Origin of the sequence: Enterovibrio paralichthyis, from assembly GCF_019209835.1 — a bacterium.
Classification (GTDB): Bacteria; Pseudomonadota; Gammaproteobacteria; order Enterobacterales; family Vibrionaceae; genus Enterovibrio; species Enterovibrio paralichthyis.
Genome location: NZ_JAHUTS010000008.1, coordinates 46,040 through 71,209, shown reverse-complemented (window position 1 = coordinate 71,209; position 25,170 = coordinate 46,040). Strand labels below are relative to the sequence as shown.

Genomic DNA, 25,170 nt, shown 5'->3' with positions numbered 1-25,170 from the left:
TCCGACAACGTATCTACGTATTACAGGACGACATTAAAGAATCGTGCCAACCATCCCTGATCCTGCGTATCCTGACGATCTCCGGTACCGGAATACTGGATGCGTGCGTTGGAAATGCGGGTTGAGGCAATGGTGTTTTCCGGGCTGATATCATCCGGGCGGATGGTGCCGCTCAGGCGGATATATTCGTCGCCGGTGTTAAGTGTCAGCCATTTTTCGCCACGGATCATCAGGTTACCGTTAGCCATCACATCAATCACTTCAACAGAGATCGAACCGCTGATGCTGTTGCTCTGATCTGCACTGGTTGAGCCGCTGGTGGAGTTGTCATGGCTTGCCGCGTAAGAAAGGTTACGCTCGCCAATGGTCACTTCCTGACCGCCCAGCTCAAGCGGGTCCATACTGAGATCGCTTGATTTAGCCGCGTCGCTGCTGGCGCTTTTTTTCGCCTGGGTTTTTTCTTCCAGCATCACGGTGACGATATCGCCAATGCCGCGAGGCTTGGTATCGTCATAGAGGTTCTGCGCCTGCCCGACATTGAACAGTGAACCCGTGGCCGTTGCATAATGCTCTGGCTGGCGTGCCGGCAGCAATGGCGCCCAGCTTGGGTCACCGGCAACCGGATCTTCGCGCTGACGAAGCAAACCGACCAGCCCTTCCCCTTCCGGTTGTGTGGTACCTTCCACCGCATCGGTGTCTGTCGTACCTTGCACAATGTCATTCTGCGCCAACAGGGCTTCCGGGTTCAGTGCGCTGCACCCCGACACAGTGGCCAGCAAAAGGCTGGTGATCAGTAACTTCTTCATCTGCGCTTTACTCCTTTAGAGCTGCTGGTTCACGTAGCTCAACATTTGGTCGACAGATGAAATCACCTTAGAGTTCATTTCATAAACCCTTTGGGCTTCAATCATGTTAACCAGCTCTTCTGTGACGTTAACGTTTGACGATTCCAGCATGGATTGGCGGATACTGCCCAAACCATCGAGCCCTGGCACACCTTCTTGAGGGTCTCCGCTCGCACCGGTTGGCAGGTAAAGGTTTTGCCCGATAGGCTCAAGGCCGCCCGGGTTGATGAAATCAACCGTGGTGATCTGACCCAGTACCGCATTGGCCGTCTGGCCACGTAGCCTTGCAGAGACTTCACCATCGGTACCGACGGTCACCTGAATTGCATCAGGTGGCACAACAATTTCCGGCTCCAGCGGATAGCCCGCCCCCGTTGTAACCAACACGCCTTCATTGTTCAGGGTAAACTGGCCGTTGCGTTGGTAACCGATGTTGCCGTCTGGCAGCAGCACCTGGAAGAAACCATCGCCTTCGATCATCAGATCAAGCGCGTTGTTGGTGGTCTGGGCATTACCATTGGTGTGAACGCGCTGCGTTGCCACCACTTTGGAACCTGCGCCCAGCATCAGACCACTCGGCAGTTCAGTGTTCTGCGATGACTGACCGCCCGGCTGGTTGATGTTCTGGTAGAACAGGTCTTCAAACACCGCGCGTGACTTTTTAAAGCCCACCGTGGAGGCGTTTGCCAGGTTGTTCGAGATGGTGGAAATATTGGTCTGTTGTGCGTCTAGACCGGTTTTACTCACCCAAAGTGCAGGATGCATACTGATTCCCTCTCAATTAACCCATGCGCAGCAAAGAGGTGGACGCCTGATCCATTTCCTCTGCTGATTTCATGAGTTTTACTTGCATTTCAAAGTGACGTTGCAGGTCAATAAGTCCTGTCATCTCACTGATTGGGTTGACGTTACTGCCTTCCAGCGCGCCAGTCAGCAGGGATACGCCTGCGTCCGCGGCATAGGTTGCGGCCGGATTGATCGGTTTGAACACGCCATTTTTATCTTTGAACAGGGCACCATTGTCCGGACGAACCAGTTTGATGCGGTCAATCTGTTCCATCGCATCCGGTGGCGCGCCCTGTGGGAGAACAGACACTGTGCCATCGGTACCGATTTCAATCTTGGATACAGGTAGCGGGAGAATAATCGGTGCGTCACGTTCACCGAGGATCACGTGTCCATGGCCATTTTGCAGCATGCCGGTCTGGTCAACTTTCAGGTTACCCACGCGGGTATACCCTTCCTGACCGGTACCATCCAACACCGCCAGCCAACCGTCACCTTTGATCGCCACATCCAACTCGCGGCCGGTGGTAATGGTGGAGCCTTGTGCAAAGCTGTACCCCGGGCGCTCTGTCATATTGAACACGCGGGTTGGCAAACCTTCACCGTATGCCTGCATAGCACGTGCTTGCTCCAAATCAGAGCGGAAGCCGGTGGTGCTGGCGTTTGCGAGGTTGTTGGCCCGCAATTGCATAGCTTGCATATCTTGTTTGGCGCCACTCATGGCGAGGAATAATGCGCGATCCATTTAGACGTTCTCCTGTCGCTTATGACAGAAATAAAGCAAGAAGAATGCCAATTAATAAGATCGAGTGGTTACAATGGGTTAGGCTGTTATTTAACCAATCATAAATGCGGAGATAGCGGATGAGCGGGAAAAGATTTGCCGCCCACTGAACGGGCGGCAAACAATGCGGAAACGAAATTAACGGATCTGCAGGATAGTCTGTTGCATCTGGTTGCCGACTTCCAGTGAGCGGGAGTTAGCCTGGAAGTTACGCTGGGCGGTGATCAAATCCACCAGCTCCTGGGTCATGTCGATGTTGGATTGCTCGATAGTACCGCTTTTGATCTTACCGAATGCGCCCAGCATTGCTTCACCCCAAACCGCTTCACCGGATTGCTGCGTCACTTTCCACTGGGTATTACCCGCTTGCGACATACCTTGCTGGTTAGACACACGAACCATGGCAACACGGCCCAAGGCAACGTTCTCACCGTTACTGTAGGTCGCCATAATGGTACCTTTCGGGTCGATATCCACTTTAGCCAGGTAACCGGTTGTTGCGCCATCTTCCGTAAACTTACGCATTTCAAATGGTGATGCGTATTGCGTTGGTTCATCGAAATTGATGGTTAGTGCCTGTGCACCGTCCGCGCCATTCATTTCAAGGCCGGCACCGTTCGGGCCAAACTCCACGGTCTGGATTGGGTTGCCGCCGTTGATAGAATCCAGTGAGCCATCCGCATTGAACTGGATAGAATGACCCACCTGGCCTGCGGCGTTGGTAAATTCACCGGCCGCCAGGCTCAGTGGTTTCTCACCTGTTGGATCGGTCGCCGTATAGTAAACCGCCCATTTGTTTGGCGTGGTGTTGTCTTTCACATAGTAAGTGGTCAGTTTGTATGGCTGGCCCAGTGAGTCGAAGATTGTGGCCGATGTTGCTTTGTTATAGGTATCCGGATCTTCAGGATTAAACAACGCCGGGTCTTTTTCATCACCACCCGCTGGCAGGTTCAGGCCCACTTCTACGTTTTCTGACGCACGTGGCTGACCGAATTGATCCGGTACGTTCAGCGCTTTTGGCTCGAACGATCCCACCTGCAGGGTTTCATTATCTACGTTGTAGCCCAAAAGGAACTGGCCTTCAGAGTTAACGATGTTGTTGTTTTTATCGAGGTGGAACGCGCCGTTACGGGTCAGGAAGTTATCCTGCGTTGCCAGCTTGTCGTTCGCGACCGCGAAGTAACCGTTACCACTGATACGCAAATCCAACGGGTTGTTGGTATAGATGCTCGAACCTTCGTGGAACTGCTGCGCCACGATAGAGGTTTGTACACCGCTACCGGTTGTGGTTTTTGCGTTCGAGAAGATCGACGCTGAATACACATCACCAAACTCAGCACGCGATTCCTTAAAACCAAAGGTGTTGGCGTTTGCAATGTTGTTACTGGTGGTGTTCATGTCTTTTTGAGCTGCCGCCAGGCCACTCAGTGCGATATTCAAAGCCATTGCTGGAACTCCTCTGTCCTTTTAGCTCTTGCTCACGTTGCTGAGATTGGATTTACCCACTTCCAGCACTTCAGAGAGTTTGACCGGAGAAGCGTAACCCGCGATGTTTAGCATCACGTTACCGTCACCATTCCCCAACAGAACACTGTTTACGTTGGCATAGGTAGAAAGCTCAAGATCCTGAGATTTACCGTCAATGTTGCCACTTACGTTAATGTTGTAATTGCCTTGCGGCAGTGGATTGCCGTTGTCGTCTTTGCCGTCCCACTCAACACGGTGGTCACCCGGGGACATCGCGCCAAGACTGAATGATCGCAACATCTCACCTGTCTCACTCTGAACGCGCACAATAACGTCGTTCAGTGCCTGTGGCAGTTTCACCATACCGGCAATGCCACCTTCGGCAGTTTTAAAACCTTCATTACCCGGAACCAACACGTCCTGACCGACCAGTGAAGAAGCTTGTAGCGCTTGGCTGGAGGTCATTGCCGCATTCAGCGAGCCAAATTGCTCGTTCATCTTGCCGATGCCGTCAACGGTAGCGAACGATGCCATTTGCGCGATCATCTGCTCGTTGTCGACCGGTTTGAACGGGTCCTGGTTTGCCAACTGCTTGGTCAGCAGTGACAGGAAATCTTCTTGATTAAGGTCGGTTTGGCCAGTGACTTTTTCGCCGGTATCACCACGTTCTGCACGCTGCTTTTCCTGCAACGCCTTCAGTTGGTCGATATAGCTTCCTGCTCCGCCTGCACCGTCAATAGGATTCATGTTGCCTCACTCCTACCTTAATTGCCCATCTGTAGTGTGCGCATCAGCATTTGCTTGCTCGCTTCTGCCACTTCTACATTGGTTTGATACGAACGGGATGCCGAGATCATGTTTGCCATCTCTTCCATCACGTTCACATTGGGCTTGAAAATATAGCCTTCAGCATTCGCCATTGGATGTTCAGGGTTGTATTCCGCACGCAACGGCTTTTGGCTTTCCACAATGCCCGCGACACGTACCGGCACGCTGCTGCCTTGTTCGGCTGAATACTTGTTCAGCTCGGCGGCAAATACCGGATGGCGCGCTTTGTAGGTTTCAGCCGCTGAGCTGCTGACCGAGTTCGCGTTCGCCAAGTTACTGGATGTGGTGTTGAGTCGGACTGACTCTGCACTCATGGCAGAACCGGTCACATTGAACACATTAAAAAGACTCATCCATTATTCCCCTTTCAGTGCCTTGGACATGTTTTTGAACTTGGATCCAAGGAAATCCAATGACGCCTGATATTCGAGGGCATTTTGCATAAACAGGTTACGTTCAACCTGTGAATCAACGGTATTGCCATCACCAGTATCAGGCTGGTTTGGAATGCGATACATTTTTTGGCCGCTGACTTGCGAGGAGGCAGGGATATGCCGCTCGTTAGTTCGGCTCAGGCCAAAGTTTGCCCCGGAAGTTGCAGCTTGTAAGGCTCGTTCGAAATCAAGATCCTGCGCTTTGTAGCCTGGTGTATTGGCGTTAGCCAGGTTGCTCGCCAGCGTTTCCGCCCGTTGAGCACGCACACCGACCGTGTGTTGATGAACGCCCAGCGCTTTGTCGAATGATATCGCCATACGGCACCTCCAAAACTTTCTTACCGGAAATTTTGCAAATTGGGTGCCAACTTTAAGCACGGAGGAATAAATAGGAAATTTTTCTTTATAAACAGCACATTAATGAAAAGTCAGTGCGAAAAGGTGAAAAACGGGCAAGAAAAAGCGGCAAACTTTGTGCCGCTTTCAATTCGGTGAGGGGACAAATCTATTTGAGCTTGTAGATGATGCCAGGGTTACAACGGATCATTTCAAACCGGTCTGTCAAACCTGTCAGTGACTCTGACGCCCCCAGCAGCAAGTAGCCACCTGGGTTCAGGCTGCCCGCCATCTGGTTCAACACCTGTGACTTCATGTCCGGCGAGAAGTAAATCAGTACGTTCCGGCAGAAGATGATATCGAACTTACCCAGCATGCTGTAGCTTTCCATCAGGTTTTGAGGCTTAAACGTCACCATGCGTTTAAGCGGCTCTTTCACCTTCATTCGGCCATCTCCTGCATCCTCGAAAAACTGGCGTCTGCGCTCAGGGGACAAACCTCGGCTTAATGCCAGATTGTCATAAACCCCGGCCCGGCAGTGCTCGAGCATGGATGAAGAAATATCCGTTGCTGTGATTTGAACGTTGCTCAGCAAGCCAGGCTTTTTGCTCTGCACTTCCTGAATCGTCATCGCAATCGAAAAAGGCTCTTGTCCTGATGAGCTGGCTGCCGACCAAATCTTGATTGGACGACGGCTTTCTGCCACTTCAGGCAACAGTTTGTTGGCGAGCACTTCAAACGGGTAAGCATCTCGAAACCAAAGTGTTTCATTGGTTGTCATCGCGTCAATGGCCGCTACCGCCAACTCTCGGTTGCGGTTTGTCAGAACCAGTTGGAACAGTTCTGACATAGAGGCCAGTTTGAATCGACTGATCAGAGGGCTTAGTCGGCTTCGTACCAGATACTGCTTACTGTCACCGAGAACGATGCCACATTTACCTTCGAGATATTTACAGAAATCACGATACTCTTGGTCTGTTATCGCTATATTCGTCATTGATTCGTGTCTTGACCTTTAACCGCTTTAATAACCGCGCCGCTCAACTCATCTGGGTCAAACTTAGGAATGAAGGCGTCCGCCCCGACTCGCTTAACCATGGCTTCGTTAAATACGCCACTCAGCGAGGAGTGCAATACTACATGAAGATCTTTGAGGTTCGCATCTTTTTTGATTTCAGTGGTTAGCGTGTAACCGTCCATCTCCGGCATTTCAATATCCGAAATCACCAGCGCCAACTGGTCATAAATGCTGCCTTCTTTTGCCATGGCTTTGAGCTGGTTCAGGGCATCCTGACCATCATTTGCCAGCAACACTTCATAACCAATCGTTTCAACCGCACGTTTAACCTGGCGGCGTGCCACGCTTGAGTCATCAGCCACCAACACTTTAGTCGGTGCATTGCTGCCTTCTTCAAATACAGGTTTTTCAGACAACACTTCTTCACTGATTTGTTCGTTCACCGGCGAGATTTCGTTGAGGATTTTTTCCACATCCAGAATCTCAACCAGCTCGCCCTCGATTTCGGTCACGGCTGTCAGGTAGTTGGAACTGCCCGTACCACTTGGCGGCGGCAAAATTGCTTCCCAGTGCATATTCACAATGCGCTCCACCGATCCAACCAGGAAGCCCTGCGTGGAGCGGTTAAACTCAGAGATGATAATGAAGCGGTTTTCAGGGTCGGTGATTGGTAGGCCACCAGTGGCAAGGCTCATGTCAATGACGGAAATAGTTTGCCCTCGAATATGCGCCACACCTTTCACCAGTGGGTGCAAATTTGGCATCGATGTCAGTTTTGGACACTGGAGTACTTCTTTTACTTTAAACACGTTAATGCCGTAACGCTGGTTTCGCATTAAACGAAAGGTCAACAACTCGAGGCGGTTTTGCCCCACCAATTGGGTGCGTTGATTGACCGTATCAAGAATCCCCGACATAAGATAAACTCCATATTGCCCTGTTTTTGTTATCGTATTGCAGCGAGCGCCTAGACCGCATGCTTATGTTGGCATGCGAATTGTAGGGAGACTGCAGCTAAATTCACCACACTAACCAGATTTGTGACATATGTGTTATCAGCGATTAGCCTGGATCTTTATCGGCACATTTCTTTGTAGCTTTAGCTCAATTATAGCCGCTGCTCCAACAAGTCAACTTGAAGCTGTAAAAGAAGCTGCAAAGCGACATGTAGAAAGCCTTATCTCGCCCCCAGAATACGGTGAACTTCAAGTGGTACCGGGAAATCTCGACAGCCGCCTGCAACTGTCTGACTGCCCCTCACCATTGAACGTCGACGTCCCCGGCCGGCAGACCCTGAATAAAAGTGTCACAGTGATGGTGAGCTGCGAAGAGGATAACTGGCAAGTTTATGTACCGGTGCAGATCCGCTTGCTTACGCCTGTCGTGGTTGCCAAGCGCCCTCTCGATCGGGGAATTACCCTGGCTGGCGATGATCTTATCGTTCAACTGGTTGATGCCCGCTTCCAGCGGGGTCAGGTTTATACCGACAATTCCACCCTTATTGGCGCTCGGGTTAAGCGTGCTGTCGGGATTGGCGAGCCCATTAACGGAAATGACATCTGTATGGTCTGCCGCAATGATGAGGTAGTGATCACAGCCACTGGTAACGGCTTGAATATTATTGCAAAAGGCACCGCTTTAAGTGACGGTGCTCTCGGTGAACAAATTAAAGTCCGCAACAGCAAATCGAACAGAATTGTCGATGGTACAATCACTTCTGTCGGTCAAGTGGTTGTAAAATTCTAAAATTATTCAATTCAGTGCTAAAGTTCATAGAAGTGTGGCCGATACTGTGAGCAACAGAAGGTTCGGACAGAAATAAGGCTTAATTATGGCAAGTATCGATCATTTGCGTTCTGGTCAGCCGTTAAACACGAACAGAAGCAATCACAACAAAACACAGCAGACCTCTGCAGAAACCAGTGGTGCCGGTGAAGTACGCAACCATCGCGGCGATGCATTTTCTATGAGCGATGAAAGCAAAGCGATAGGTGCCCTAAACCAGCAAATGGCGAGCGAAGCACATTTCGACAGCGCAAAAGTTGCAGCTATCAAGGCGGCGATCGCCAACGGCTCCTACAAAGTGGATGCTGATCGATTAGCAGCAAATATCATCAAGCATGAAGATGAGCTGCACGGTTTATAGTAAAAGGCCATGACTGACCAACCTTTGTCATTTGACGCACTTTTACAGCAACAGGCCGATGAAATCGCAGCGCTGTTTTCGCTTTTGGAAAGCGAAACGGACGCTATCGCGTCACGAAAGGCTTCTGCCATCGAAGCATGCGCTAAGCAAAAGCTTAACCTAATCCAAGCCATTCAGTTGCGAGACGCCAAACTCGCCCGCTGTCCTGAAATCCAAGCCCCTTCTGACGATACAAAAGCAGCCATACAGGCAATAAAAACCGAATTAGAGAAATGCCAGCAGCTTAATGAAGCCAACGGCGTGGTATTGCAGCGTGCCCATTTGAGCATGCACAAGCTTCGCAACCTGTTCCAGGAAGCGACAGGAAAAAGTGAAATGACCTATGACAGTGAAGGTCAGGCCTCAGGAAGCCGCACACTGGGTACCAACGTCAAAGCCTGACTTGTTTCTGGTTAACACAAAAGAATTCAAACAAAACGCAGCCTGGCTGCGTTTTGTTATTTGGGGATTAGAAAATAATGGCGTCGTTTCTTGGAACGTGGTGAGACTCACCGTATTGGGCCATTTCTTTCATTTTTCGAAGGTTAAGCTGCAACTCAGTTACGTAGCTGTCGCCGACTTTATAGCTGGCGACAACCTCTGCCGCCCGGATGATGCCGTCTACTGCTCCGTGGGTGCGATCCTGCCCCAGTTGCTGATCATCCACTTGGGTTAAGCCGCTGACCCGGATCCCGTAAATTTGCTCAGACAGTTCTTTGTACGCTTCCAGTTTGGAGGCGCGCATGGCACGGAACTGCTTTTCTTCCAACGTTTCGCCACGTTGCGAACTGATGGATGCTGTACCAACTGCCGTCACCATGTCTTCAGAGCGGATCTGGGTAATTGGCTGGCACGCGGTGAGCAACAAAATTGCTGCCATTGAAAGCCATTTTTTCATCGTGATGTCCATATTAAGGTTTCAGCATGATGGTATCTGAGGTGTGTTTACGCTTGTCGCCGCGAATGATCACACCGTCTTCTATACGTACTTTTCTGAGCGTATCAATATCGCGCCCAATGCGATCTGCAGGCAAGAAGCCCTGTGCCGAAGCGACCACCACCCGTGAACGCATACCGACAATTCTGGCGTTAACCAATACACCGCCGCCCTGACGTAGCATGGTGCCTGTCAACACGTAATCAATCTGTTGTTCTGGATGAAGCTCTTTCCAGTCGCGACTCAGGGAGAAATCCCCTTCTTTTGTCACACGGATGGTGCCTGTGTTTTTAAAATCAATCACAGTGAATCCGCGGCGCTGCATCTGGTAAATCATCCCTTCGGTCACTGAATTGCCAAGCCAGTTGGTTTCATCCATCTCCTCAACATCAACAAATGAAACAACCGCCATGGGGGTTCTGGCCGTCAGATAATTGTTGGTTTCCAACAACTCGCTGGCCATACCATCCAGAAAATAGTCCAAAGTGTGCTTTGGGGTTTGCTGCAACAGGAACTCGCTCCCCGCATACGGCTCCTTGCCGTTATAGATCGGGTTATAAGCACAAGAAACGGTTGCTAGACTCAGTAATATCACTATCCAGTTTTTCATTGTCGTCTGGCTCCGGACACGTTAACGGACGGTTCAGCGCTGCCAATTCTGGCGACCTCTTGGTCCATTTTTCGCCCCTACTTTTTGGGAACACTATTTGCATTGTTGTGGCTATATTCTCGCAACGCTTGCTAACCACATTGCCGCTTTTGCCGCGATTTAATCTGGTCTAGCAATTTTTATACCCACTATTGGAAATAAGGTTATGCGCAAAAGTTTTCTGAGCCCTCTCGTGCTTGCCTCGATGGCTTTGACACCGCTGACAGCAAGCGCCGCCTGGTACGAGGTCACTGGGGTTAGTACAGTTTTGGAAAGTAAAAACCAGGCTAGGGAACGTGCACTGGAAGATGCTATCTACCAAGCTTTACGCTTTTCCGGTGCTGATATTGCCGGCCTTGCCACTATCCGCCCCTACCTGAAAGAAGTCAGGGACGACTACCAGTTCAGTGGTGATGAGATCCGTCAGATTCAGGTGATCAACACGGAACAAAAAGGTGCCGCCATGAAATTGACGGTGCGAGTCGATATCTACCCAACGGCAAATGCTTGCCACAAAAACCAGTACAAAAAAGGTTTGGTGCTGAGCCGGTTCGATATCGTGACGCCTCAGCATGCGGCGCTCGGTGGCGTGTTCCGGTTTGGGGATGACTTTACCGTTTTACTGCAACGCCAGTTTGAAACCCAGGCGCAGAGCTTTGTCGTTCAAGGGATTACCCCGTACGAAATTTCCCCTACCCAGCCCGAAATGGCCACCATGGTGGCGGAAGATACCGGCGCACAATATCTTCTGGCGGGTTCAATTACAGATATGAGTGCCACGATAGACGACCCGGGACTGCTTAAAAAAGAGCAGACTAACCGACAGCTTGCACTCTCTATCGATGTGATGGATGGCAAATCCGGCGAGGTGATCTATCAGAATATCTACCGCGATATCGCCGCATGGCCATTCGAAAGAAACAGTAAGGTAGATACCAAGACTGCTCGTTTCTGGACGTCGCCTTATGGAGAAATGGCACAACGTGTCAGCCGGAACATCTTGTTGGATTTGGAGAGCAACCTGGCTTGCCGCGCGACAACACCGGAAGTTATCTCCATCAACGGTGACATGGGGCAAATTAATGCCGGAAGGATCCACGGCGTGAAATACGGCGATGAACTGGCACTTTGGCACAACGCTTCGTTTACCGACCAGTATGGTGTGAACCGTACTCAGTTTAAAAAGAGCAACATTACGATGAAAGTCACCCGGGTGTATGAAAGCTCTTCAGAGATTGATGTATCACCTGTTGAATTGGGAGCCAGTGTTCAAATTGGTGATTTGGTGACCAAACACACTCAGTAACCGATTCAAAGCCTTAACCTTCAGGCATGTTTCTGTATACTATCAATCCGGTGCTGCTCAATCGCAGTGGCACCGTCGCTCTCATAGCTCAACAGGATAGAGCAGTCGCCTCCTAAGCGACCGATCGGGGTTCGAGTCCCTGTGGGAGCGCCATTTTTTTCTTAATTACCCCAGAAAACCCAATCAACACACTCTCAATCAGTCTCCTACGGACATTCCCTCTCTGTTTTTTTTCGCTCCGCTTAATTGTTTGCTTGTTTTTGTAAAAAAGAAAACGGGCCACAAGGGCCCGTTCAAAGGTAAGTCTATTTCTAACGATTTAGAAGTAGTACTCAGTACCCAGCAGGATGTTGGTACCGTCTTTAGACTCATCAGCACCGTTCATGTCGTAGTTACGCACGTCCAGGTACAGGTAAGCGCTTGGCAGCAGGTAACCCAGACGGCCAGTGATCGCACGGTCACCATCGTCTTCACCTTCAGTGTCAGTTGTCGCTGCGTAGCCCGCTTTCAGAACCCATGCACCGTCGATCACGTATTGCGCAGTCGCAGAGTATGCATCTTGGTCAATGTTGGTCAGGCCGTTTTCCATGTGTTTCCATGCTGCAGTCAGGGTTACATCACCCAGGAACATGCTACCACCGACGATAGAGTAAGAGTTGTCGCCTGCGTCTTTCGTGCCTTTTGGTGTGCCAGGTTTAGTTTCCCAACATGCGTCTTCATTGCCTTTATCACAACCAGCGTTGTCTTTGTCAAAAACCCATGAAGGATCTGTAGCAGCGACATCGGTTTTGTAACGACCTTGGTCGTAGTAACCTGCATGCACGCTAAACATATCCGTTGAATAAGATGCCGCGATGCTCGCTACCATTGCATCGGTGTCTGAGCCCATACCGCTCAGGGTTGCTTGGAAATTGAAACCACCGAAATTCGCAGAATCAAAACGGAACACGTTATTTGCACGGTCTTCGAAAGTCACGCCAAGGTCATTGTTAGCATCGAATACGTTACCCAGACCTGGGTTTGAGTGCGGCCAGTCAACGTAGTTGTAAGCTGCAACTAGCTGACGACCAAACTTGAACGAACCTACGCCATCGAAATCAAAGCCAAGGAATGTATCGCGCTGACCAAACTTACCATCCGCCCAAGGCACGTTGTTGGTGTTACCACTTTCAATTTGCCAGATAAAATCAGGGCTGATTGCATCAAAAGCTACGCGACCTTTAAAACCGATACGAGATTCGATTTCAGCAAAAGCAGTGTCGTTTGCTTGATCTTGAGCTTGAATAAACACTGCGCCGGCAGCTTGACCGTACATTTGTACAGCTTCGCCATGCAGATCAATTGCCGCGTTTGCTGAGCCAGACATTGCAGCTGCTGCAACAGCCAGACCCAGTAGAGAACGTTTGAAAGTCATTTCCATGGAAAACTCCTTAAAGATTACTAAATCCGATGGAGAGTCCGTTTGCCTTTAGTTGGCCGCCAAAATGCAAACGTCACCGGTATTGTTATTGATGTGATTTATCAACGGGGAGAAGCTTAATTCGTATCGATAAAAAAAAAATCTCTGGCTGAATGAAGTTTGAATTGGTTCAAAATTAAAAGATAAAATAATATTTACCCTTTAAAAAACAAATAGATAGACAAATAAAGAATTCATAAAATCGCACAGGATTTAGAATTGCAGGAGCGAATGTGATCTAGGTTGCGCTAGGCGCCGGAAATGTAAAAAAGCATGGAGCGAGGTGGGGATCATCAATATCGTCAACTTGATCCAATTCGCATTTTCATGCGGGACAAACTAGAAGAACAAATGTACAGATACAAAAAAACCCGGCGTAACGCCGGGTTTTAATTCTTGGAGCAAGCCTAACAACAGTTGTTACTGAGCCGCTCTTTCGTTGATAAACGCAATTGCTTTACCAAGACGTGCCAGAACACGTGGTTTACCAATCAGGTTCATGACTGCATCAACAGACGGTGACTGGCCTTGACCCGTCACTGCTACGCGCAATGGCATACCGACTTTACCCATTCCCAGCTCAAGCTCAGCACAGGTATCAGCAATCACGGTATGCAGGTTTTCAGTATTCCAATCTTCCAGCGCTTCCAGCTTAACCAACGCCAACTCCAATGCTTCCTTAGCCACTGGACGCAGGTGTTTTTTCGCCGCATCAGCATCGAATGCTTCAAAGTCCTGGTAGAAGTAACGGCTTTGCTCAGCCAGTTCTACCAAGGTGTTGCAACGCTCGCCAACCAATTTGATGACATCTGCAATCGCTGGACCATTTTCGGTGCTGATACCTTTGGCATCAAGATGCCATTGAAGATACTTAGCAACATACTCTGGCTCAGATGACTTGATGTAGTGGTTGTTTAACCACAGCAGCTTGTCTGTATTGAACGCCGAAGCAGACTTGCTGACTGACTCGAGGCTAAACAGTTGAATCATCTCTTCCATCGAGAAGATTTCCTGGTCACCATGTGACCAACCAAGACGAACCAGATAGTTCAGCAAAGCCTGAGGCAGGTAGCCTTCATCACGGTACTGCATCACACTCACGGCACCATGGCGCTTGGACAGTTTTGCACCGTCATCACCCAGAATCATTGAGCAATGCGCAAATTCTGGTACAGGTGCGTTCAGTGCCTTGTAAATGTTGATTTGACGTGGCGTGTTGTTGATGTGGTCTTCACCACGAACAACCTGGGTAATACCCATATCCCAGTCATCGATAACTACACAGAAGTTATAAGTTGGGCTGCCGTCAGTACGACGAATGATCAGGTCGTCGAGCTCAGAGTTTTGGAACTCGATACGGCCACGGATCTTGTCGTCAAATACCACCGAACCCTCTTTAGGATTACGGAAACGGATGCAAAATGGCGTTTCTTCTGTCGCCGATGCATTTGCCTCTACCACGCGAGGATGGTTTGCGTCATAGCGTGGCTTCAAGCCTGCCGCCATTTGTTCTTCGCGGATCTCGTCCAACAACTCTTTTGACGCGTAACACTTGTACGCTTTGTCGTCTGCAAGCAGCTGGTCAACAACTTCGTTGTAACGGTCAAAACGTTTGGTTTGGTAGTAAGGACCTTCGTCCCACTCAAGACCCAGCCACTCCATGCCTTCAATGATGGCGTCGATAGCTTCCTGGGTAGAACGCTCTAAATCGGTGTCTTCAATACGAAGAACAAACTCACCGCCTGTGTGTTTGGCGAAAAGCCAGGAATAAAGAGCAGTGCGCGCACCGCCTACGTGCAAAAAGCCCGTTGGGCTTGGAGCAAAACGTGTTTTAACTTTCATGTTAATCCTATAACGTTCGGCATGGATGAAAGAGTTCGGAGGGAATCCGGTAAAGACGGTATTGTATTCTTCCCGGATGCACTGAACAACGATTCGAAATCATTTGAATAAAAACTTGTTGGGTTATCGCCTGCAAGGCATCAAAAACCGTCTTTCAGAACCAAATTTGAGAACAGAATCTTATTTTTTTACGCAAAATGTAAAATACTCCTAACATGATTGTGAACAACCGCGTAGTTGTTCATTTACATTAAGGAGAGCAATAATGAAAAAGTTGATGTTACTTTTGTCTGCAGTGACTTTGGCGATGGGTGTCAATTTCACTGCAAGTGCTAACGCAGGTTGGGCAACGCAGGCTGGTCCACTGGTGAATTGCACGTATAACGATGGAACAACTGATTACGTCCCAACGATGATTTGTACTTATGAAGGCGGCACTTTCGTGCGAAATTGGGGCTATCAGAATTAAAGCATAGCGGGTACATGGCCACGCCACGTACCCGCATTATTCATTGAAACTCAACTCTCAGGAGCGAACGTTTTCTACCGCCCACTGTAGGAATTTTTGCTGTTGTTTCGGACTCATTCTTAAAAAATCAGCTTGCAACAAGATCAGCGAATTTTCTGACGAAATCCCTACCGATTTTGAAGATGGCATCAATGTCGGTTGAATTTCCTCACTTTCGTGATTATTTGGCACTGATGTTGTTACATTTTTTTCTACCAATGGTGCCTTTGCTAGCAAAGAATCCCCTTTTTTGGCATTAAAAGCTGCAAGCTCGGCCCCATAATTTCTCATGAAACCGGGTTTTTTAGGCAAAATATCCTGCTGAGACTCAATTTTTCGGTTGTCTGGCGTTAGTAATTCAAAAGAAGGGTTTTGTTTAAAATCTTTAATTTGTCTTTCTGAAGTGATATTTCTCGTTGGTTCAACAAAAATATCTTCATCGCTTGTGGCGAATGTAATAACCAGTGGATCAGACTTGAATTTTTCGAATTCCGACCCACTGGACACTAGTTTCGACAGTCTAACCACTAACTGGTTCTGACCATTCTCTAACATAAAATTATTTTTCGACATTAGAGTCATTGGAAGTTCTTCTCCATTGACAATAATTGCCTCAATGTCCTTGTGCAGCGTCACGTTGACTTGTGCATATGAGATTGATGGAATTAAACCACCTAACAACAAAATTGATCTAAGAATACGATTCATACAGCCCTCCATGAAAAAAACGAGCGCCCTAAGACGCTCGTTTCGATATTACTACAAGTATTTCCAAGCTTAGAAGTAGTATTCTGCACCAAGGTGGATATTTGTAGTGTCCTTCGAATCATCAGAACCGTTGTAGTCGTAGTTACGAACGTCCAAATACAGGTACGCGCTTGGTAGCAGGTAGCCAAAACGACCAGTAATTGCTTGGTCACTGTTATCACCACCGTCAGTAGCAACATTTTCTGTCGCTGCATAACCTGCTTTAAGAACATATGTACCATCGATAACATATTGAGCTGTCGCAGAATAGCTACCTTGGTCTACATTTGTCAGGCCGTTTGTTGACTCTTTATAACCAGCAGTCAAAGTTACGTCACCTAAGAACAAGCTACCACCAACGATGTAGTATGATGCATCACCTTTGTCTTCAGTTTTCGCAGCTTCGCCATCTTTCTTAACGAAGTCTTTCAAATCTTCGTCATATACCCACGTTGGGTCGGTTGCATCTACTTTAACAGTGTACTTGTCTTGGTTGTAGTAACCAGCGTGCACGCTGAAAAGATCAGTTGAGTAAGAACTACCAACGCTTGCAACAAGTGCGTCGGTAGTTGAGCCCATGCCACTCAGAGAAACTTGGAAGTTGAATCCGCCAAAGTTTGCTGAATCAAAGCGCAATACGTTGTTTGCGCGGTCTTCAAACGAGGCACCATGATCGTTTGCATCTTTATTCCACACATCAAATACATTACCGAGGCCTGGATTGGTATGTGGCCAATCGATGTAGTTGAATGCCGCTACTAGCTGACGACCGTATTTAAATGAACCAATACCGTCAAAATCGAAACCTAAGTATGTGTCACGGCCACCCAAGTGACCGTTTTGCCATACATTGTCAGCGTTACCGCCTTCAATTTGCCAAATAAAATCTGGAGAGATAGCATCAAATGCTACACGACCTCGGAAGCCAATACGTGACTCGATGTCGGTTGAAATGGAGCTGTCAGAGCCTGAAGCTTTTGGGTTTGCAATGATGATGCCACCAGCAGCCTGTCCGTAGAACACCAAGCTTTCGCCTGCCAGTTCCACAGCTGCATTTGCGCTACCTGAAACTGCAGCCAGAGCAACTGCTGCACCCAGTACTGAACGTTTGAACATTTTTTCCATGGAAAATAACTCCTAAAAGGGATTTTTCAGAATCACAAATCATCGCTGTTAAGGTTGGCCGCCGAAGCAATGACTCGATTATTCGAAGTTCTAAAACGCTTCAAATTCATCGCTTTAGATTTTTTGTTACCGATTGAACTCTCTATCAATCGATGAGTCCCAGACTACTTCCCCAAAAAAAAACATCAACGAGAACTTTATTTGTTATTAAAAAAATATGACTCGGTGCAAAGTTCCCTGAAAGTTCGTGACCCACATCTCACATTTATATAAACACATAAAATAAAAATTAATAAACGATATTTTTCATATAATTAAGTCATGATTTATCACAGCAAAATCCACCCAGGCATTTGTATTGAGATCGTTATCACAGAGTCAATAATGGGAATTTCAAACCAAGATTTTGTATATTTGCATTAAATATTCACGACGCGAATTATCAGACATCACTCGCAAAAGCTGTATATATGGGCATAAAAAAACGCCAACTGATTGCTGGCGTTGGAATTGGCGCGTTTGATTAAAACTAGCGTGATAGCAGTCGCATCATGCCGTCTTCATCCAGGATTTCGATACCTAGCTCTTGCGCTTTGGTTAATTTTGAACCTGCTGCTTCTCCGGCAATCAGCATGTCTGTTTTCGCCGATACACTTCCCGTCACCTTGGCACCGAGCGCTTGCAACTGAGCCTTGGCATCGTTACGGGACATTTGCGACAAGGTTCCTGTCAACACAACCGTTTTACCGGCAAGCGGCTGCGGTTCACTTTCGTCTTTCTGCTCAATATCAGGCCAAGTGACGCCATTGACAATCAAAGCATCAATGACCGTTTTGTTATGCTCTTCGCTGAAGAAGTTCACGACATGTTTGGCGACAATCACGCCGACATCCTGAACTTCAATCAATTGTTCTTCAGTGGCACTACGAATAGCATCAAAGGTGAAAAAGTGATTGGCGAGGTTGGCTGCCGTTGCCTCCCCTACTTCCCGGATACCCAGAGAATAAATAAAGCGCGGCAACGTGGTTTCTTTAGCTTTGCTCAGTGCATCGACCAGATTTTGCGCCGATTTTGGCCCCATACGATCAAGCATTGTGACCTGTCCAGCAGTCAGCTTAAACAGATCAGCGGGGGTTGAAATCAGCTCTTTCTCAATCAACTGCTCAACGATTTTGTCACCCAGCCCATCGATATCCATCGCCTTGCGTGACGAAAAGTGCTTGATGGCTTCTTTACGTTGGGCGCGGCAAATTAAGCCACCTGTGCAACGGGCGACCGCCTCGCCCTCAACACGTTCCACATGGGAGCCACACACTGGGCATTCAGCTGGGAAAGTGACGTCTCTAGCGTTTTCAGGGCGACGACTCTCTACCACGCTGACAATTTGCGGGATCACGTCACCGGCGCGACGAATGACAACCGTGTCACCAATTTTCACGCCAAGACGCGCAATCTCATCGGCATTGTGCAGGGTTGCGTTTGATACGGTCACCCCGCCAACAAATACAGGCTCCAGCTTGGCAACTGGCGTGATTGCGCCCGTGCGTCCTACCTGAAATTCTACGTCTTGCAGCAGGGTGATTTCTTCCTGAGCCGGAAACTTATAGGCAATCGCCCAGCGCGGTGCACGGGCGACAAAGCCAAGTTGCACTTGGGTATCGATATTATCGACCTTGATCACCACACCATCGATTTCATACGGCAGTTCATTGCGGCGCGTCAGAATGTCCTGATAGTAGGCGCGCACATTCTCTATGCCTTCAACCTTTTTGACTTCCGGGCTTAGCGGAATGCCCCAGGTTTTCAGTTGCTCCAAGCGGCCAATGTGAGAATCACCGAAGGCTTCGGACATCACACCAACAGAGTAAGCATAAAAACGAAGAGGACGTGTTGCAGTGATGCGTGGGTCAAGCTGACGCAAACTGCCAGCGGCGGCATTACGTGGGTTGGCAAACGCCTTTTCACCTTTTTTTAGGTTTTTTTCATTCAGGGCATCAAAGCCATCTTTAGGCATAAAGACTTCACCGCGAACCTCCAAACGGGCAGGCCAGCCAGTTCCCTGCAGTAGTAGCGGTACATTGCGAATTGTACGGGCATTGTGAGTGATGTTCTCGCCGGTGCTGCCGTCGCCACGTGTTGCAGCCTGAACTAGGACACCATTTTCATACATCAAACTGACCGCCAGACCATCCAGCTTCGGCTCGCAGCTGTAAGTAAACGTCGAGTCAGTTGCCAGCCGGTCGCGCATACGCTTTTCGAAGGCCACCAATTCACTGTCATCAAAAGCATTGTCCAGTGACAGCATCGGAATTTCATGGCGCACTTGCTCGAAAGCACTCAATGGCTGTCCACCAACACGCTGGCTGGGAGAATCAGGCGTTATCCATTCTGGATGTTGCGCTTCAATAGCCAGTAACTCTTGCATCATGCGGTCATATTCCGCATCAGGAAGCTCGGGCTTGTCTTCGACATAGTAGAGGTGGCCGTGATAGCTGAGCTGCGCTTTTAGCGATTGCAGTTTTTGTTGAATGTCCGTGGTCATCAATGCTGCCTAATAAAATCTTCGCCACCTTAGGGTAGCTGGGTCGTAAGAATGGCCGACAGTATACCTGATGTAGATAGCGTCACGAAGACACCAGACACTGCAGAAAGATCATCCTGAAGGTTGTTTGCAGGCGAAAGGGGTTCTAAGATGCGGCGGTCGAACTTAAAGAGCTGCTCCATGCAAAGTCCTGTAACCCATCATCGCCCCTTGATCAGTGTTGTATTTGCAATGCTGTTGGTGATGCTCGCGTTGCCTGCACAGACTTCCCTCTTTCCTGAATATTCAAGCGCCCGTTTTGATGGCGTCTCGGCACAAACTTTCGACGAGTTTGGCCATTCAGACTCAACGATCAATGAACACCGTGCCCCGGTTACGTCCTTATCGCCGGATCTGGCCTCTCTTCTTCGGTCAGGCTCCTGGCTTCCCGAAAAGCTGGGAAACAGCGAGCCGGAATACGAACTTGTCATCGAGTTTACTGACAAGCATTGCCATAAACGATACGCGCGCACTGCAGCCCTTTTCAGTTACTGGAAAGACTGGACGCGCAGCCCGCCCAACACCACACACCGAATTGGTGGCTGGAAGGACTCCAACCTGCTCTACCGCTACATCAGCCAGGCTCAGGCTTAACACCATTCCCACTCTATTGCGCTTTTAGCGATTTTTAGGCTGCCGATTTCTAAATTCAGCAGTGAATGTTGTTGACCAACTTGCCGCCTATATGCGGCATTGAGTGAGTCCTATGCAAAGAAAAACGTCCCGGACGACCCTGCTAAACCATTACCCAAAATGGAAATACGTGGTGCTCATTACCACGATTGTTGTGCTGCTGTTCAGCGCTTTGCCTTCATGGTTCGGCGAAAATGCAGCGATTTTGATCACCCACAAAAATACCGCCCCCTCACTGACAACCATCAATGCTAGCCTGAACCAGCATTCTATCGACGTAAAACGTATCGATCAGACGAATGGAAAAACCACCGTAGTGCTAGGTGATAATACGCAGCAAAATGCGGCAAAACAGGCACTTGCCGAGACTGCCGCGAAAGATGAATCCGTCACACTCGCCATGGTACCGGCAGCACCACAATGGCTGCTCGATATGGGATTTAAACCCATCAAATTAGGGCTGGATTTGCGAGGAGGCGTCCAGTTTTTGCTGGATGTCGATACGCAGGCGGTTTTCCACGCCCACGCAGACCAGGCTGCCGACGCAATCCGTGAACATGCGCGGGAGGCGAGGTTGCACGGTGTTCAGGTACAAATTAATGCCAGCAATGACATTCAACTCAAAGCCAGCAATGAAAAGGCCCTGCAAGCACTTCGTACCTTCGCCAGTGCACAATTCCCGCAATGGACAGTGAAAGGCCATGGCGATTTGTCCCTGACCATGAGTCTGAAAGCTGCAGAAAAGCAAACACTCACTAACCTGACTGTTCAGCAGAACCTACAGACTATGCGCTCACGGATTGAGGAACTGGGCATTACTGAAGCCTCAGTGCAGCGTCAGGGTGACCACCGCATCCGTATTGAACTGCCGGGCGTACAAGATCCTGCTACCGCCAAAGATGTGATTGGAGCCACGGCTAGCCTGGCGTTCTACGAGGTAGTCAGTGATCATAAACCCGGTTCAATCGCGATACCTGATCAGTATGGACAGGAAATATATGTCACCCGCAAACCGGTGTTGTCTGGCGAGCACATTGTCGATGCGCGCGCAGGCATGGGCGAAATGGGATCGCCAGAAGTGAACATCTCTCTCGATACCCTCGGCGGCAAAGAAATGTCAGATTTCTCTGCCCACCATATTGGTAAACCGATGGCGACCGCCTACAGCGAATACAGCCGCAACGCAGAAGGAAAAACGGTTCAACATACGGAAATTATCAGCGTAGCGACGATTCAATCCCAACTTGGAAACCGCTTCCGCATTACAGGCGTTGGCTCATTGGCAGATGCACAACAACTGGCTTTACTGCTGCGTGCCGGTTCCCTGACCGCCCCTGTCACCATTGTTGAAGAGCGCACAATTGGCCCTTCTCTAGGCGCAGAAAACATTCAGAACGGCTTTGCTGCACTGGCTCTGGGAATGGGGCTGACTTTGCTGTTTATGGCGGTCTGGTACCGAAAACTCGGCTGGGTGGCCAATCTGGCGCTGGTGATCAATATGGTGATGTTGCTGGGTCTAGTTGCCCTGCTGCCTGGTGCGGTGCTTACCCTGCCCGGCATTGCCGGTCTGGTGCTGACGGTCGGTATGGCTGTTGATACCAATGTGCTGATTTTCGAGCGGATAAAAGAAAAGATGCGTGAAGGACGAAGCTTGGCACAGTCGATTGACTTGGGCTTTAGCAGCGCGTTCAGCACGATTCTAGATTCCAACATTACCACACTGATTTCCGCAGCCACTCTCTATGCCATTGGCAACGGGCCAATACAAGGGTTCGCATTGACGCTGGGATTAGGATTGCTGACCAGTATGTTCACCGGCATTTTTGCTTCGCGCGCAGTGATCAATCTGGTTTGGGGTAAAGATTCACGACGTGGTGTGAGGATATAAACATGATGAAGATAAATAACGCAACCAGACTGCGCCACATTGGCACCCTTATTTCTTGTGTGCTAATCGTACTGTCGGTTATCTCGCTCTGCACAAAAGGGCTGAATTTTGGCCTCGATTTTACCGGTGGGATGATCAGTGAAGTCAAACTGGACACCACACTGACAGCTGCGCAGCTCCAAACTCATTTAGAGTCAGCGCTGCATCAACCTGTAACCGTGGTATCCAGCGGCGAACCGGGCGACTGGGTGCTGCGCTATGCGGCACCTGAGAATATGGACACACAACCAGATCTCAAAAACGTATTGGCATCGTTATCACCCGAAGTTGAAATGATAAACGTCAGTCTCGTTGGGCCACAGGTAGGACAAGAGCTTGCAGAACAAGGCGGTCTGGCGGTGCTTGTCACCCTGCTGGTGATTTTGGGTTACCTCAGCGTCCGTTTTGAATGGCGACTGGCCAGCGGTGCCTTGCTCGCGCTAGTCCATGACATTGTGTTGCTACTCGGATTCATCTCCATCACAGGGATGGAATTTAACCTCACAGTACTGGCTGCATTACTGGCGGTATTGGGTTACTCCCTGAATGATTCCATCATTATATCTGACAGGATCAGGGAGTTGCTGCGCGCAAATGTCAGCTTACCGATCGCAGAGCTTACCAACCGCGCGATTGCTTCAACGCTCTCACGCACCTTAATTACGTCAGGCACCACCCTGATATCGGTGGGGTCACTGTGGTTGTTGGGTGGTGAACCGCTGTTTGGATTTTCGGTCACCATGTTTATCGGTATCGTCGCAGGCACCTGGTCGACCATGACCGTTGCAACTGTGCTTCCCGAATTCACAAAACTCGGTCCCGAGCACTATCGCCCTACGCCGGTATCCGATACCCCATAGCATTATCAAAGGCCTGCTCGACAGGCCTTTTTTATGTTTTTTGAGCATCCATTCAGCCCACAATGCGGCTTTTACCTACCTGTCCGAAAATAGTGATTTGCCCTGATATTTATCTTTTTACATTTCACTCATGTGAAAATTTGCCCTTTCATTTTTCGAGTCACCATTTATTTATACAAACAGCAAAACAATGGCAGTGCCCTTTCCCACAAATTCAGTGCGTAATAACAAAAAAGCAACAAAAACAGCCAACAACACGAGGAACAAACATGTTACGCACTCGATCATTGCCTGCGCTCGCCGCGGGTGCCGCACTCTCTGCCATTGCGCTGCCTCAAGTCGCCGCTGCGCATGGCTACATGGATTATCCACCTGCCCGTCAGGAAGTTTGTGACAGCGATGGTGGGTATTGGGGCGCGACGGACGGCTCCGGCATTCCAAATGCAGCCTGTCGCTCGGCCTATCTGGAATCAAGCTGGTATCCGTTTGTGCAAAAACCTGAATTTGCCAAACTGGTTTCTGACTTCACTAACCAGGCAGCCGTTGAAGCCGCTATTCCGGATGGCACACTCTGCGCTGCCGCCGATGCAAAAAAAGCAGGGATAGATATTCCTTCTGCCGACTGGCAAGCGACACCTATCGACCCATCACTAAATGGCAAATTGACTCTGCTTTACCGCGCTTCCACGCCGCACAATCCAAGCTTCTGGAAAATTTATCTTTCTAAACCGGGCTACAACCCCGCTACAGATGCACTCGCATGGTCTGATCTCGACTTAGTAGCCGAGTTCGACAACCTTCCGGTTGTACTTATCAATGAGAAAAAGTACTACCAGATGAGCATTACTCTGCCAACCGACCGTACCGGCAATGCCGTTCTTTATTCCCGCTGGCAGCGTGTCGATCCGGCAGGTGAAGGTTTCTACAACTGTAGTGATATCAGCTTCGGTGGTGAGGTTATACCGTCACCATGGACAAGCCTTGGCGGCGCACTCAAACCAACGACGGATGCCAACGCCGGTGATACCGTCTGGTTCCGCGTATTTGATGGCAACGGCAATGAGACTGTGTTCGAAAAACTGCCGATCGATGCCAACAACCAAAATGAAACTGTATGGGCCGAACAGCTGGCGCAAACCATCAATGCCTCAGCAAGTGGCGTTGGTCTTGGCAAACTTGATGCGAGCGGTTTGGTAACTTGGGACAGTGCCGATCTGTACGGTAATCTGGTGTACGTGAAAAATATTGATGCCAGCTTCCAACTGGAAGTCAAAGCCGGCGCAGTCAATACTGCCCCCACACTGGCTGCGCCAGTGAGCGCTTCCGTAAACAGTGGTGAAACCGTGACTGTCGACCTCACCGCCTTCGATGCAGACAAAGATGTGCTGACCTTTACGGCCAGTGCGGGCGAACTTACCGTGAACGGCAATAGTGCCACCCTGAGTTACTCAGCACCGGTTACCACTGTCGATTTACGTGTACAAATCACTGTGTCCGTCACTGATGGCAAAGCGACGGCTTCGTCCACCATCACTGTTACCGTGAAAGGCTCTGGTACCCAACCGGGCAATTCTGACTGGGATCCCAAGCGCGCCTATCTTGCCGGAGACAAAGTGACGCACCTGGGTACGGCTTACACCGCTCAATGGTGGACGCAAGGTGAAGAGCCGGGAACAGTCAGCGCCTGGAAAGCAGAAAAAAGTGCAGGCGATACCGCATGGGACAGCAAACTTTCCTATACCAGTGGCGACGTGGTGACCTATAAAGGACAAACCTACAAAGCCAAATGGTGGACTAAAGGAGATGTCCCCACCAATGGTGGCCCATGGCAGGCAGTCAAATAAGTGTCAATTTAAGACAAAGCACCAACAAAAACGCCCCGAATTCGGGGCGTTTTTAGTCAGTCAGAAGCG

25 protein-coding genes and 1 tRNA gene are annotated in these 25,170 nt (G+C 49.4%); 10 read left to right on the top strand and 16 right to left on the bottom strand.

Annotated elements, in window-relative coordinates; all coding sequences use genetic code 11:
• Window positions 1–20: 20 nt before the first annotated feature.
• From flgH to KU854_RS11585, 9 genes are all read right to left on the bottom strand, one after another.
• Window positions 21–806, bottom strand: coding sequence for a flagellar basal body L-ring protein FlgH (gene flgH / locus KU854_RS11625; protein ID WP_218358718.1), 786 nt, complete (start codon window positions 804–806; stop codon window positions 21–23).
• Between the two features lie 15 nt (window positions 807–821).
• On the bottom strand, window positions 822–1,610 hold the full coding sequence (gene flgG, locus KU854_RS11620) for a flagellar basal-body rod protein FlgG (RefSeq protein WP_218358717.1): 789 nt from the start codon (window positions 1,608–1,610) through the stop codon (window positions 822–824).
• Between the two features lie 16 nt (window positions 1,611–1,626).
• Window positions 1,627–2,376: a flagellar basal body rod protein FlgF gene (locus KU854_RS11615; protein WP_054779314.1), complete on the bottom strand. Its 750-nt coding sequence runs from the start codon at window positions 2,374–2,376 to the stop codon at window positions 1,627–1,629.
• Between the two features lie 177 nt (window positions 2,377–2,553).
• Window positions 2,554–3,861, bottom strand: a complete 1,308-nt coding sequence (gene flgE, locus KU854_RS11610; protein WP_218358716.1) for a flagellar hook protein FlgE — start codon at window positions 3,859–3,861, stop codon at window positions 2,554–2,556.
• Window positions 3,862–3,882: 21 nt separating this feature from the next.
• On the bottom strand, window positions 3,883–4,629 hold the full coding sequence (locus KU854_RS11605) for a flagellar hook assembly protein FlgD (protein ID WP_218358715.1): 747 nt from the start codon (window positions 4,627–4,629) through the stop codon (window positions 3,883–3,885).
• Between the two features lie 17 nt (window positions 4,630–4,646).
• Window positions 4,647–5,063 (bottom strand): flagellar basal body rod protein FlgC, encoded by a 417-nt coding sequence (gene flgC, locus KU854_RS11600; protein ID WP_218358714.1) that lies wholly within the window; start codon window positions 5,061–5,063, stop codon window positions 4,647–4,649.
• Between the two features lie 3 nt (window positions 5,064–5,066).
• The gene (gene flgB, locus KU854_RS11595; protein WP_054779311.1) at window positions 5,067–5,462 is read right to left on the bottom strand and encodes a flagellar basal body rod protein FlgB; all 396 of its coding nucleotides are present in this window, start codon (window positions 5,460–5,462) and stop codon (window positions 5,067–5,069) included.
• Window positions 5,463–5,649: 187 nt separating this feature from the next.
• On the bottom strand, window positions 5,650–6,477 hold the full coding sequence (locus tag KU854_RS11590) for a CheR family methyltransferase (protein ID WP_218358713.1): 828 nt from the start codon (window positions 6,475–6,477) through the stop codon (window positions 5,650–5,652).
• Window positions 6,474–7,415 (bottom strand): chemotaxis protein CheV, encoded by a 942-nt coding sequence (locus KU854_RS11585; protein ID WP_218358712.1) that lies wholly within the window; start codon window positions 7,413–7,415, stop codon window positions 6,474–6,476. The genes KU854_RS11590 and KU854_RS11585 overlap by 4 nt, the downstream gene beginning before the upstream one ends.
• 130 nt (window positions 7,416–7,545) lie before the next feature.
• Between KU854_RS11585 and flgA the strand changes: the two genes are divergently transcribed.
• From flgA to KU854_RS11570, 3 genes are all read left to right on the top strand, one after another.
• On the top strand, window positions 7,546–8,244 hold the full coding sequence (gene flgA, locus KU854_RS11580; protein ID WP_218358711.1) for a flagellar basal body P-ring formation chaperone FlgA: 699 nt from the start codon (window positions 7,546–7,548) through the stop codon (window positions 8,242–8,244).
• An 85-nt stretch (window positions 8,245–8,329) separates the two neighbouring features.
• Window positions 8,330–8,644 (top strand): flagellar biosynthesis anti-sigma factor FlgM, encoded by a 315-nt coding sequence (gene flgM, locus KU854_RS11575; protein WP_218358710.1) that lies wholly within the window; start codon window positions 8,330–8,332, stop codon window positions 8,642–8,644.
• Between the two features lie 9 nt (window positions 8,645–8,653).
• A complete protein-coding gene (locus KU854_RS11570) occupies window positions 8,654–9,085 on the top strand; it encodes a flagella synthesis protein FlgN (protein WP_218358709.1) in 432 nt (143 codons plus the stop codon).
• A gap of 67 nt (window positions 9,086–9,152) precedes the next feature.
• Here the strand turns inward: KU854_RS11570 and KU854_RS11565 are convergent, their stop codons facing one another.
• Both KU854_RS11565 and KU854_RS11560 read right to left on the bottom strand, forming a co-directional pair.
• Window positions 9,153–9,581, bottom strand: a complete 429-nt coding sequence (locus KU854_RS11565; RefSeq protein ID WP_218358708.1) for an LPP20 family lipoprotein — start codon at window positions 9,579–9,581, stop codon at window positions 9,153–9,155.
• A 13-nt stretch (window positions 9,582–9,594) separates the two neighbouring features.
• The gene (locus KU854_RS11560; protein WP_218358707.1) at window positions 9,595–10,230 is read right to left on the bottom strand and encodes a FlgO family outer membrane protein; all 636 of its coding nucleotides are present in this window, start codon (window positions 10,228–10,230) and stop codon (window positions 9,595–9,597) included.
• 205 nt (window positions 10,231–10,435) lie between these two features.
• Between KU854_RS11560 and KU854_RS11555 the strand changes: the two genes are divergently transcribed.
• Together KU854_RS11555 and KU854_RS11550 are read left to right on the top strand one after the other, a co-directional pair.
• Window positions 10,436–11,575: a flagella assembly protein FlgT gene (locus KU854_RS11555; protein ID WP_218358706.1), complete on the top strand. Its 1,140-nt coding sequence runs from the start codon at window positions 10,436–10,438 to the stop codon at window positions 11,573–11,575.
• A gap of 77 nt (window positions 11,576–11,652) precedes the next feature.
• Window positions 11,653–11,728, top strand: a tRNA-Arg gene (locus tag KU854_RS11550).
• A gap of 166 nt (window positions 11,729–11,894) precedes the next feature.
• Here KU854_RS11550 and KU854_RS11545 read toward each other — a convergent pair.
• Together KU854_RS11545 and gltX are read right to left on the bottom strand one after the other, a co-directional pair.
• Window positions 11,895–12,995 carry a porin gene (locus KU854_RS11545; protein WP_218358705.1) on the bottom strand — a complete coding sequence of 367 codons (1,101 nt, stop codon included), beginning with the start codon at window positions 12,993–12,995 and terminating at the stop codon, window positions 11,895–11,897.
• A gap of 459 nt (window positions 12,996–13,454) precedes the next feature.
• The gene (gltX, locus tag KU854_RS11540; protein ID WP_218358704.1) at window positions 13,455–14,876 is read right to left on the bottom strand and encodes a glutamate--tRNA ligase; all 1,422 of its coding nucleotides are present in this window, start codon (window positions 14,874–14,876) and stop codon (window positions 13,455–13,457) included.
• A gap of 265 nt (window positions 14,877–15,141) precedes the next feature.
• Here gltX and KU854_RS11535 point away from each other — a divergent pair, with 265 nt between their 5' ends.
• Entirely contained in the window at window positions 15,142–15,345 is a 204-nt protein-coding gene (locus KU854_RS11535; protein WP_218358703.1) for a hypothetical protein, read from the top strand.
• Between the two features lie 57 nt (window positions 15,346–15,402).
• Here KU854_RS11535 and KU854_RS11530 read toward each other — a convergent pair whose 3' ends face one another.
• The 3 genes from KU854_RS11530 to ligA form a co-directional block, all read right to left on the bottom strand.
• The gene (locus KU854_RS11530; protein ID WP_218358702.1) at window positions 15,403–16,092 is read right to left on the bottom strand and encodes a YccT family protein; all 690 of its coding nucleotides are present in this window, start codon (window positions 16,090–16,092) and stop codon (window positions 15,403–15,405) included.
• A gap of 69 nt (window positions 16,093–16,161) precedes the next feature.
• Window positions 16,162–17,256: a porin gene (locus KU854_RS11525; protein WP_218358701.1), complete on the bottom strand. Its 1,095-nt coding sequence runs from the start codon at window positions 17,254–17,256 to the stop codon at window positions 16,162–16,164.
• Window positions 17,257–17,785: 529 nt separating this feature from the next.
• Window positions 17,786–19,798, bottom strand: a complete 2,013-nt coding sequence (ligA, locus tag KU854_RS11520; protein ID WP_218358700.1) for an NAD-dependent DNA ligase LigA — start codon at window positions 19,796–19,798, stop codon at window positions 17,786–17,788.
• Between the two features lie 180 nt (window positions 19,799–19,978).
• Here ligA and KU854_RS11515 point away from each other — a divergent pair, with 180 nt between their 5' ends.
• The 4 genes from KU854_RS11515 to KU854_RS11500 all read left to right on the top strand — a co-directional run bounded on the left by KU854_RS11515 (window position 19,979) and on the right by KU854_RS11500 (window position 25,101).
• Complete coding sequence (locus tag KU854_RS11515; protein ID WP_218358699.1) at window positions 19,979–20,431, top strand: hypothetical protein; 453 nt, start codon at window positions 19,979–19,981, stop codon at window positions 20,429–20,431.
• Between the two features lie 112 nt (window positions 20,432–20,543).
• Window positions 20,544–22,358 carry a protein translocase subunit SecD gene (gene secD, locus KU854_RS11510; protein WP_218358698.1) on the top strand — a complete coding sequence of 605 codons (1,815 nt, stop codon included), beginning with the start codon at window positions 20,544–20,546 and terminating at the stop codon, window positions 22,356–22,358.
• A gap of 2 nt (window positions 22,359–22,360) precedes the next feature.
• Window positions 22,361–23,257, top strand: coding sequence for a protein translocase subunit SecF (gene secF, locus KU854_RS11505; RefSeq protein WP_218358697.1), 897 nt, complete (start codon window positions 22,361–22,363; stop codon window positions 23,255–23,257).
• 269 nt (window positions 23,258–23,526) lie between these two features.
• A complete protein-coding gene (locus KU854_RS11500; protein ID WP_218358696.1) occupies window positions 23,527–25,101 on the top strand; it encodes a lytic polysaccharide monooxygenase in 1,575 nt (524 codons plus the stop codon).
• Window positions 25,102–25,170: the final 69 nt, after the last annotated feature.

Coding starts and splice junctions, on each gene's coding strand:
- flgH (WP_218358718.1), bottom strand. CDS start 806: ATGAAGAAGTTACTGATCACCAGCCTTTTGCTGGCCACTGTGTCGGGG.
- flgG (WP_218358717.1), bottom strand. CDS start 1,610: ATGCATCCTGCACTTTGGGTGAGTAAAACCGGTCTAGACGCACAACAG.
- KU854_RS11615 (WP_054779314.1), bottom strand. CDS start 2,376: ATGGATCGCGCATTATTCCTCGCCATGAGTGGCGCCAAACAAGATATG.
- flgE (WP_218358716.1), bottom strand. CDS start 3,861: ATGGCTTTGAATATCGCACTGAGTGGCCTGGCGGCAGCTCAAAAAGAC.
- KU854_RS11605 (WP_218358715.1), bottom strand. CDS start 4,629: ATGAATCCTATTGACGGTGCAGGCGGAGCAGGAAGCTATATCGACCAA.
- flgC (WP_218358714.1), bottom strand. CDS start 5,063: ATGAGTCTTTTTAATGTGTTCAATGTGACCGGTTCTGCCATGAGTGCA.
- flgB (WP_054779311.1), bottom strand. CDS start 5,462: ATGGCGATATCATTCGACAAAGCGCTGGGCGTTCATCAACACACGGTC.
- KU854_RS11590 (WP_218358713.1), bottom strand. CDS start 6,477: ATGACGAATATAGCGATAACAGACCAAGAGTATCGTGATTTCTGTAAA.
- KU854_RS11585 (WP_218358712.1), bottom strand. CDS start 7,415: ATGTCGGGGATTCTTGATACGGTCAATCAACGCACCCAATTGGTGGGG.
- flgA (WP_218358711.1), top strand. CDS start 7,546: ATGTGTTATCAGCGATTAGCCTGGATCTTTATCGGCACATTTCTTTGT.
- flgM (WP_218358710.1), top strand. CDS start 8,330: ATGGCAAGTATCGATCATTTGCGTTCTGGTCAGCCGTTAAACACGAAC.
- KU854_RS11570 (WP_218358709.1), top strand. CDS start 8,654: ATGACTGACCAACCTTTGTCATTTGACGCACTTTTACAGCAACAGGCC.
- KU854_RS11565 (WP_218358708.1), bottom strand. CDS start 9,581: ATGAAAAAATGGCTTTCAATGGCAGCAATTTTGTTGCTCACCGCGTGC.
- KU854_RS11560 (WP_218358707.1), bottom strand. CDS start 10,230: ATGAAAAACTGGATAGTGATATTACTGAGTCTAGCAACCGTTTCTTGT.
- KU854_RS11555 (WP_218358706.1), top strand. CDS start 10,436: ATGCGCAAAAGTTTTCTGAGCCCTCTCGTGCTTGCCTCGATGGCTTTG.
- KU854_RS11545 (WP_218358705.1), bottom strand. CDS start 12,995: ATGGAAATGACTTTCAAACGTTCTCTACTGGGTCTGGCTGTTGCAGCA.
- gltX (WP_218358704.1), bottom strand. CDS start 14,876: ATGAAAGTTAAAACACGTTTTGCTCCAAGCCCAACGGGCTTTTTGCAC.
- KU854_RS11535 (WP_218358703.1), top strand. CDS start 15,142: ATGAAAAAGTTGATGTTACTTTTGTCTGCAGTGACTTTGGCGATGGGT.
- KU854_RS11530 (WP_218358702.1), bottom strand. CDS start 16,092: ATGAATCGTATTCTTAGATCAATTTTGTTGTTAGGTGGTTTAATTCCA.
- KU854_RS11525 (WP_218358701.1), bottom strand. CDS start 17,256: ATGGAAAAAATGTTCAAACGTTCAGTACTGGGTGCAGCAGTTGCTCTG.
- ligA (WP_218358700.1), bottom strand. CDS start 19,798: ATGACCACGGACATTCAACAAAAACTGCAATCGCTAAAAGCGCAGCTC.
- KU854_RS11515 (WP_218358699.1), top strand. CDS start 19,979: ATGCAAAGTCCTGTAACCCATCATCGCCCCTTGATCAGTGTTGTATTT.
- secD (WP_218358698.1), top strand. CDS start 20,544: ATGCAAAGAAAAACGTCCCGGACGACCCTGCTAAACCATTACCCAAAA.
- secF (WP_218358697.1), top strand. CDS start 22,361: ATGATGAAGATAAATAACGCAACCAGACTGCGCCACATTGGCACCCTT.
- KU854_RS11500 (WP_218358696.1), top strand. CDS start 23,527: ATGTTACGCACTCGATCATTGCCTGCGCTCGCCGCGGGTGCCGCACTC.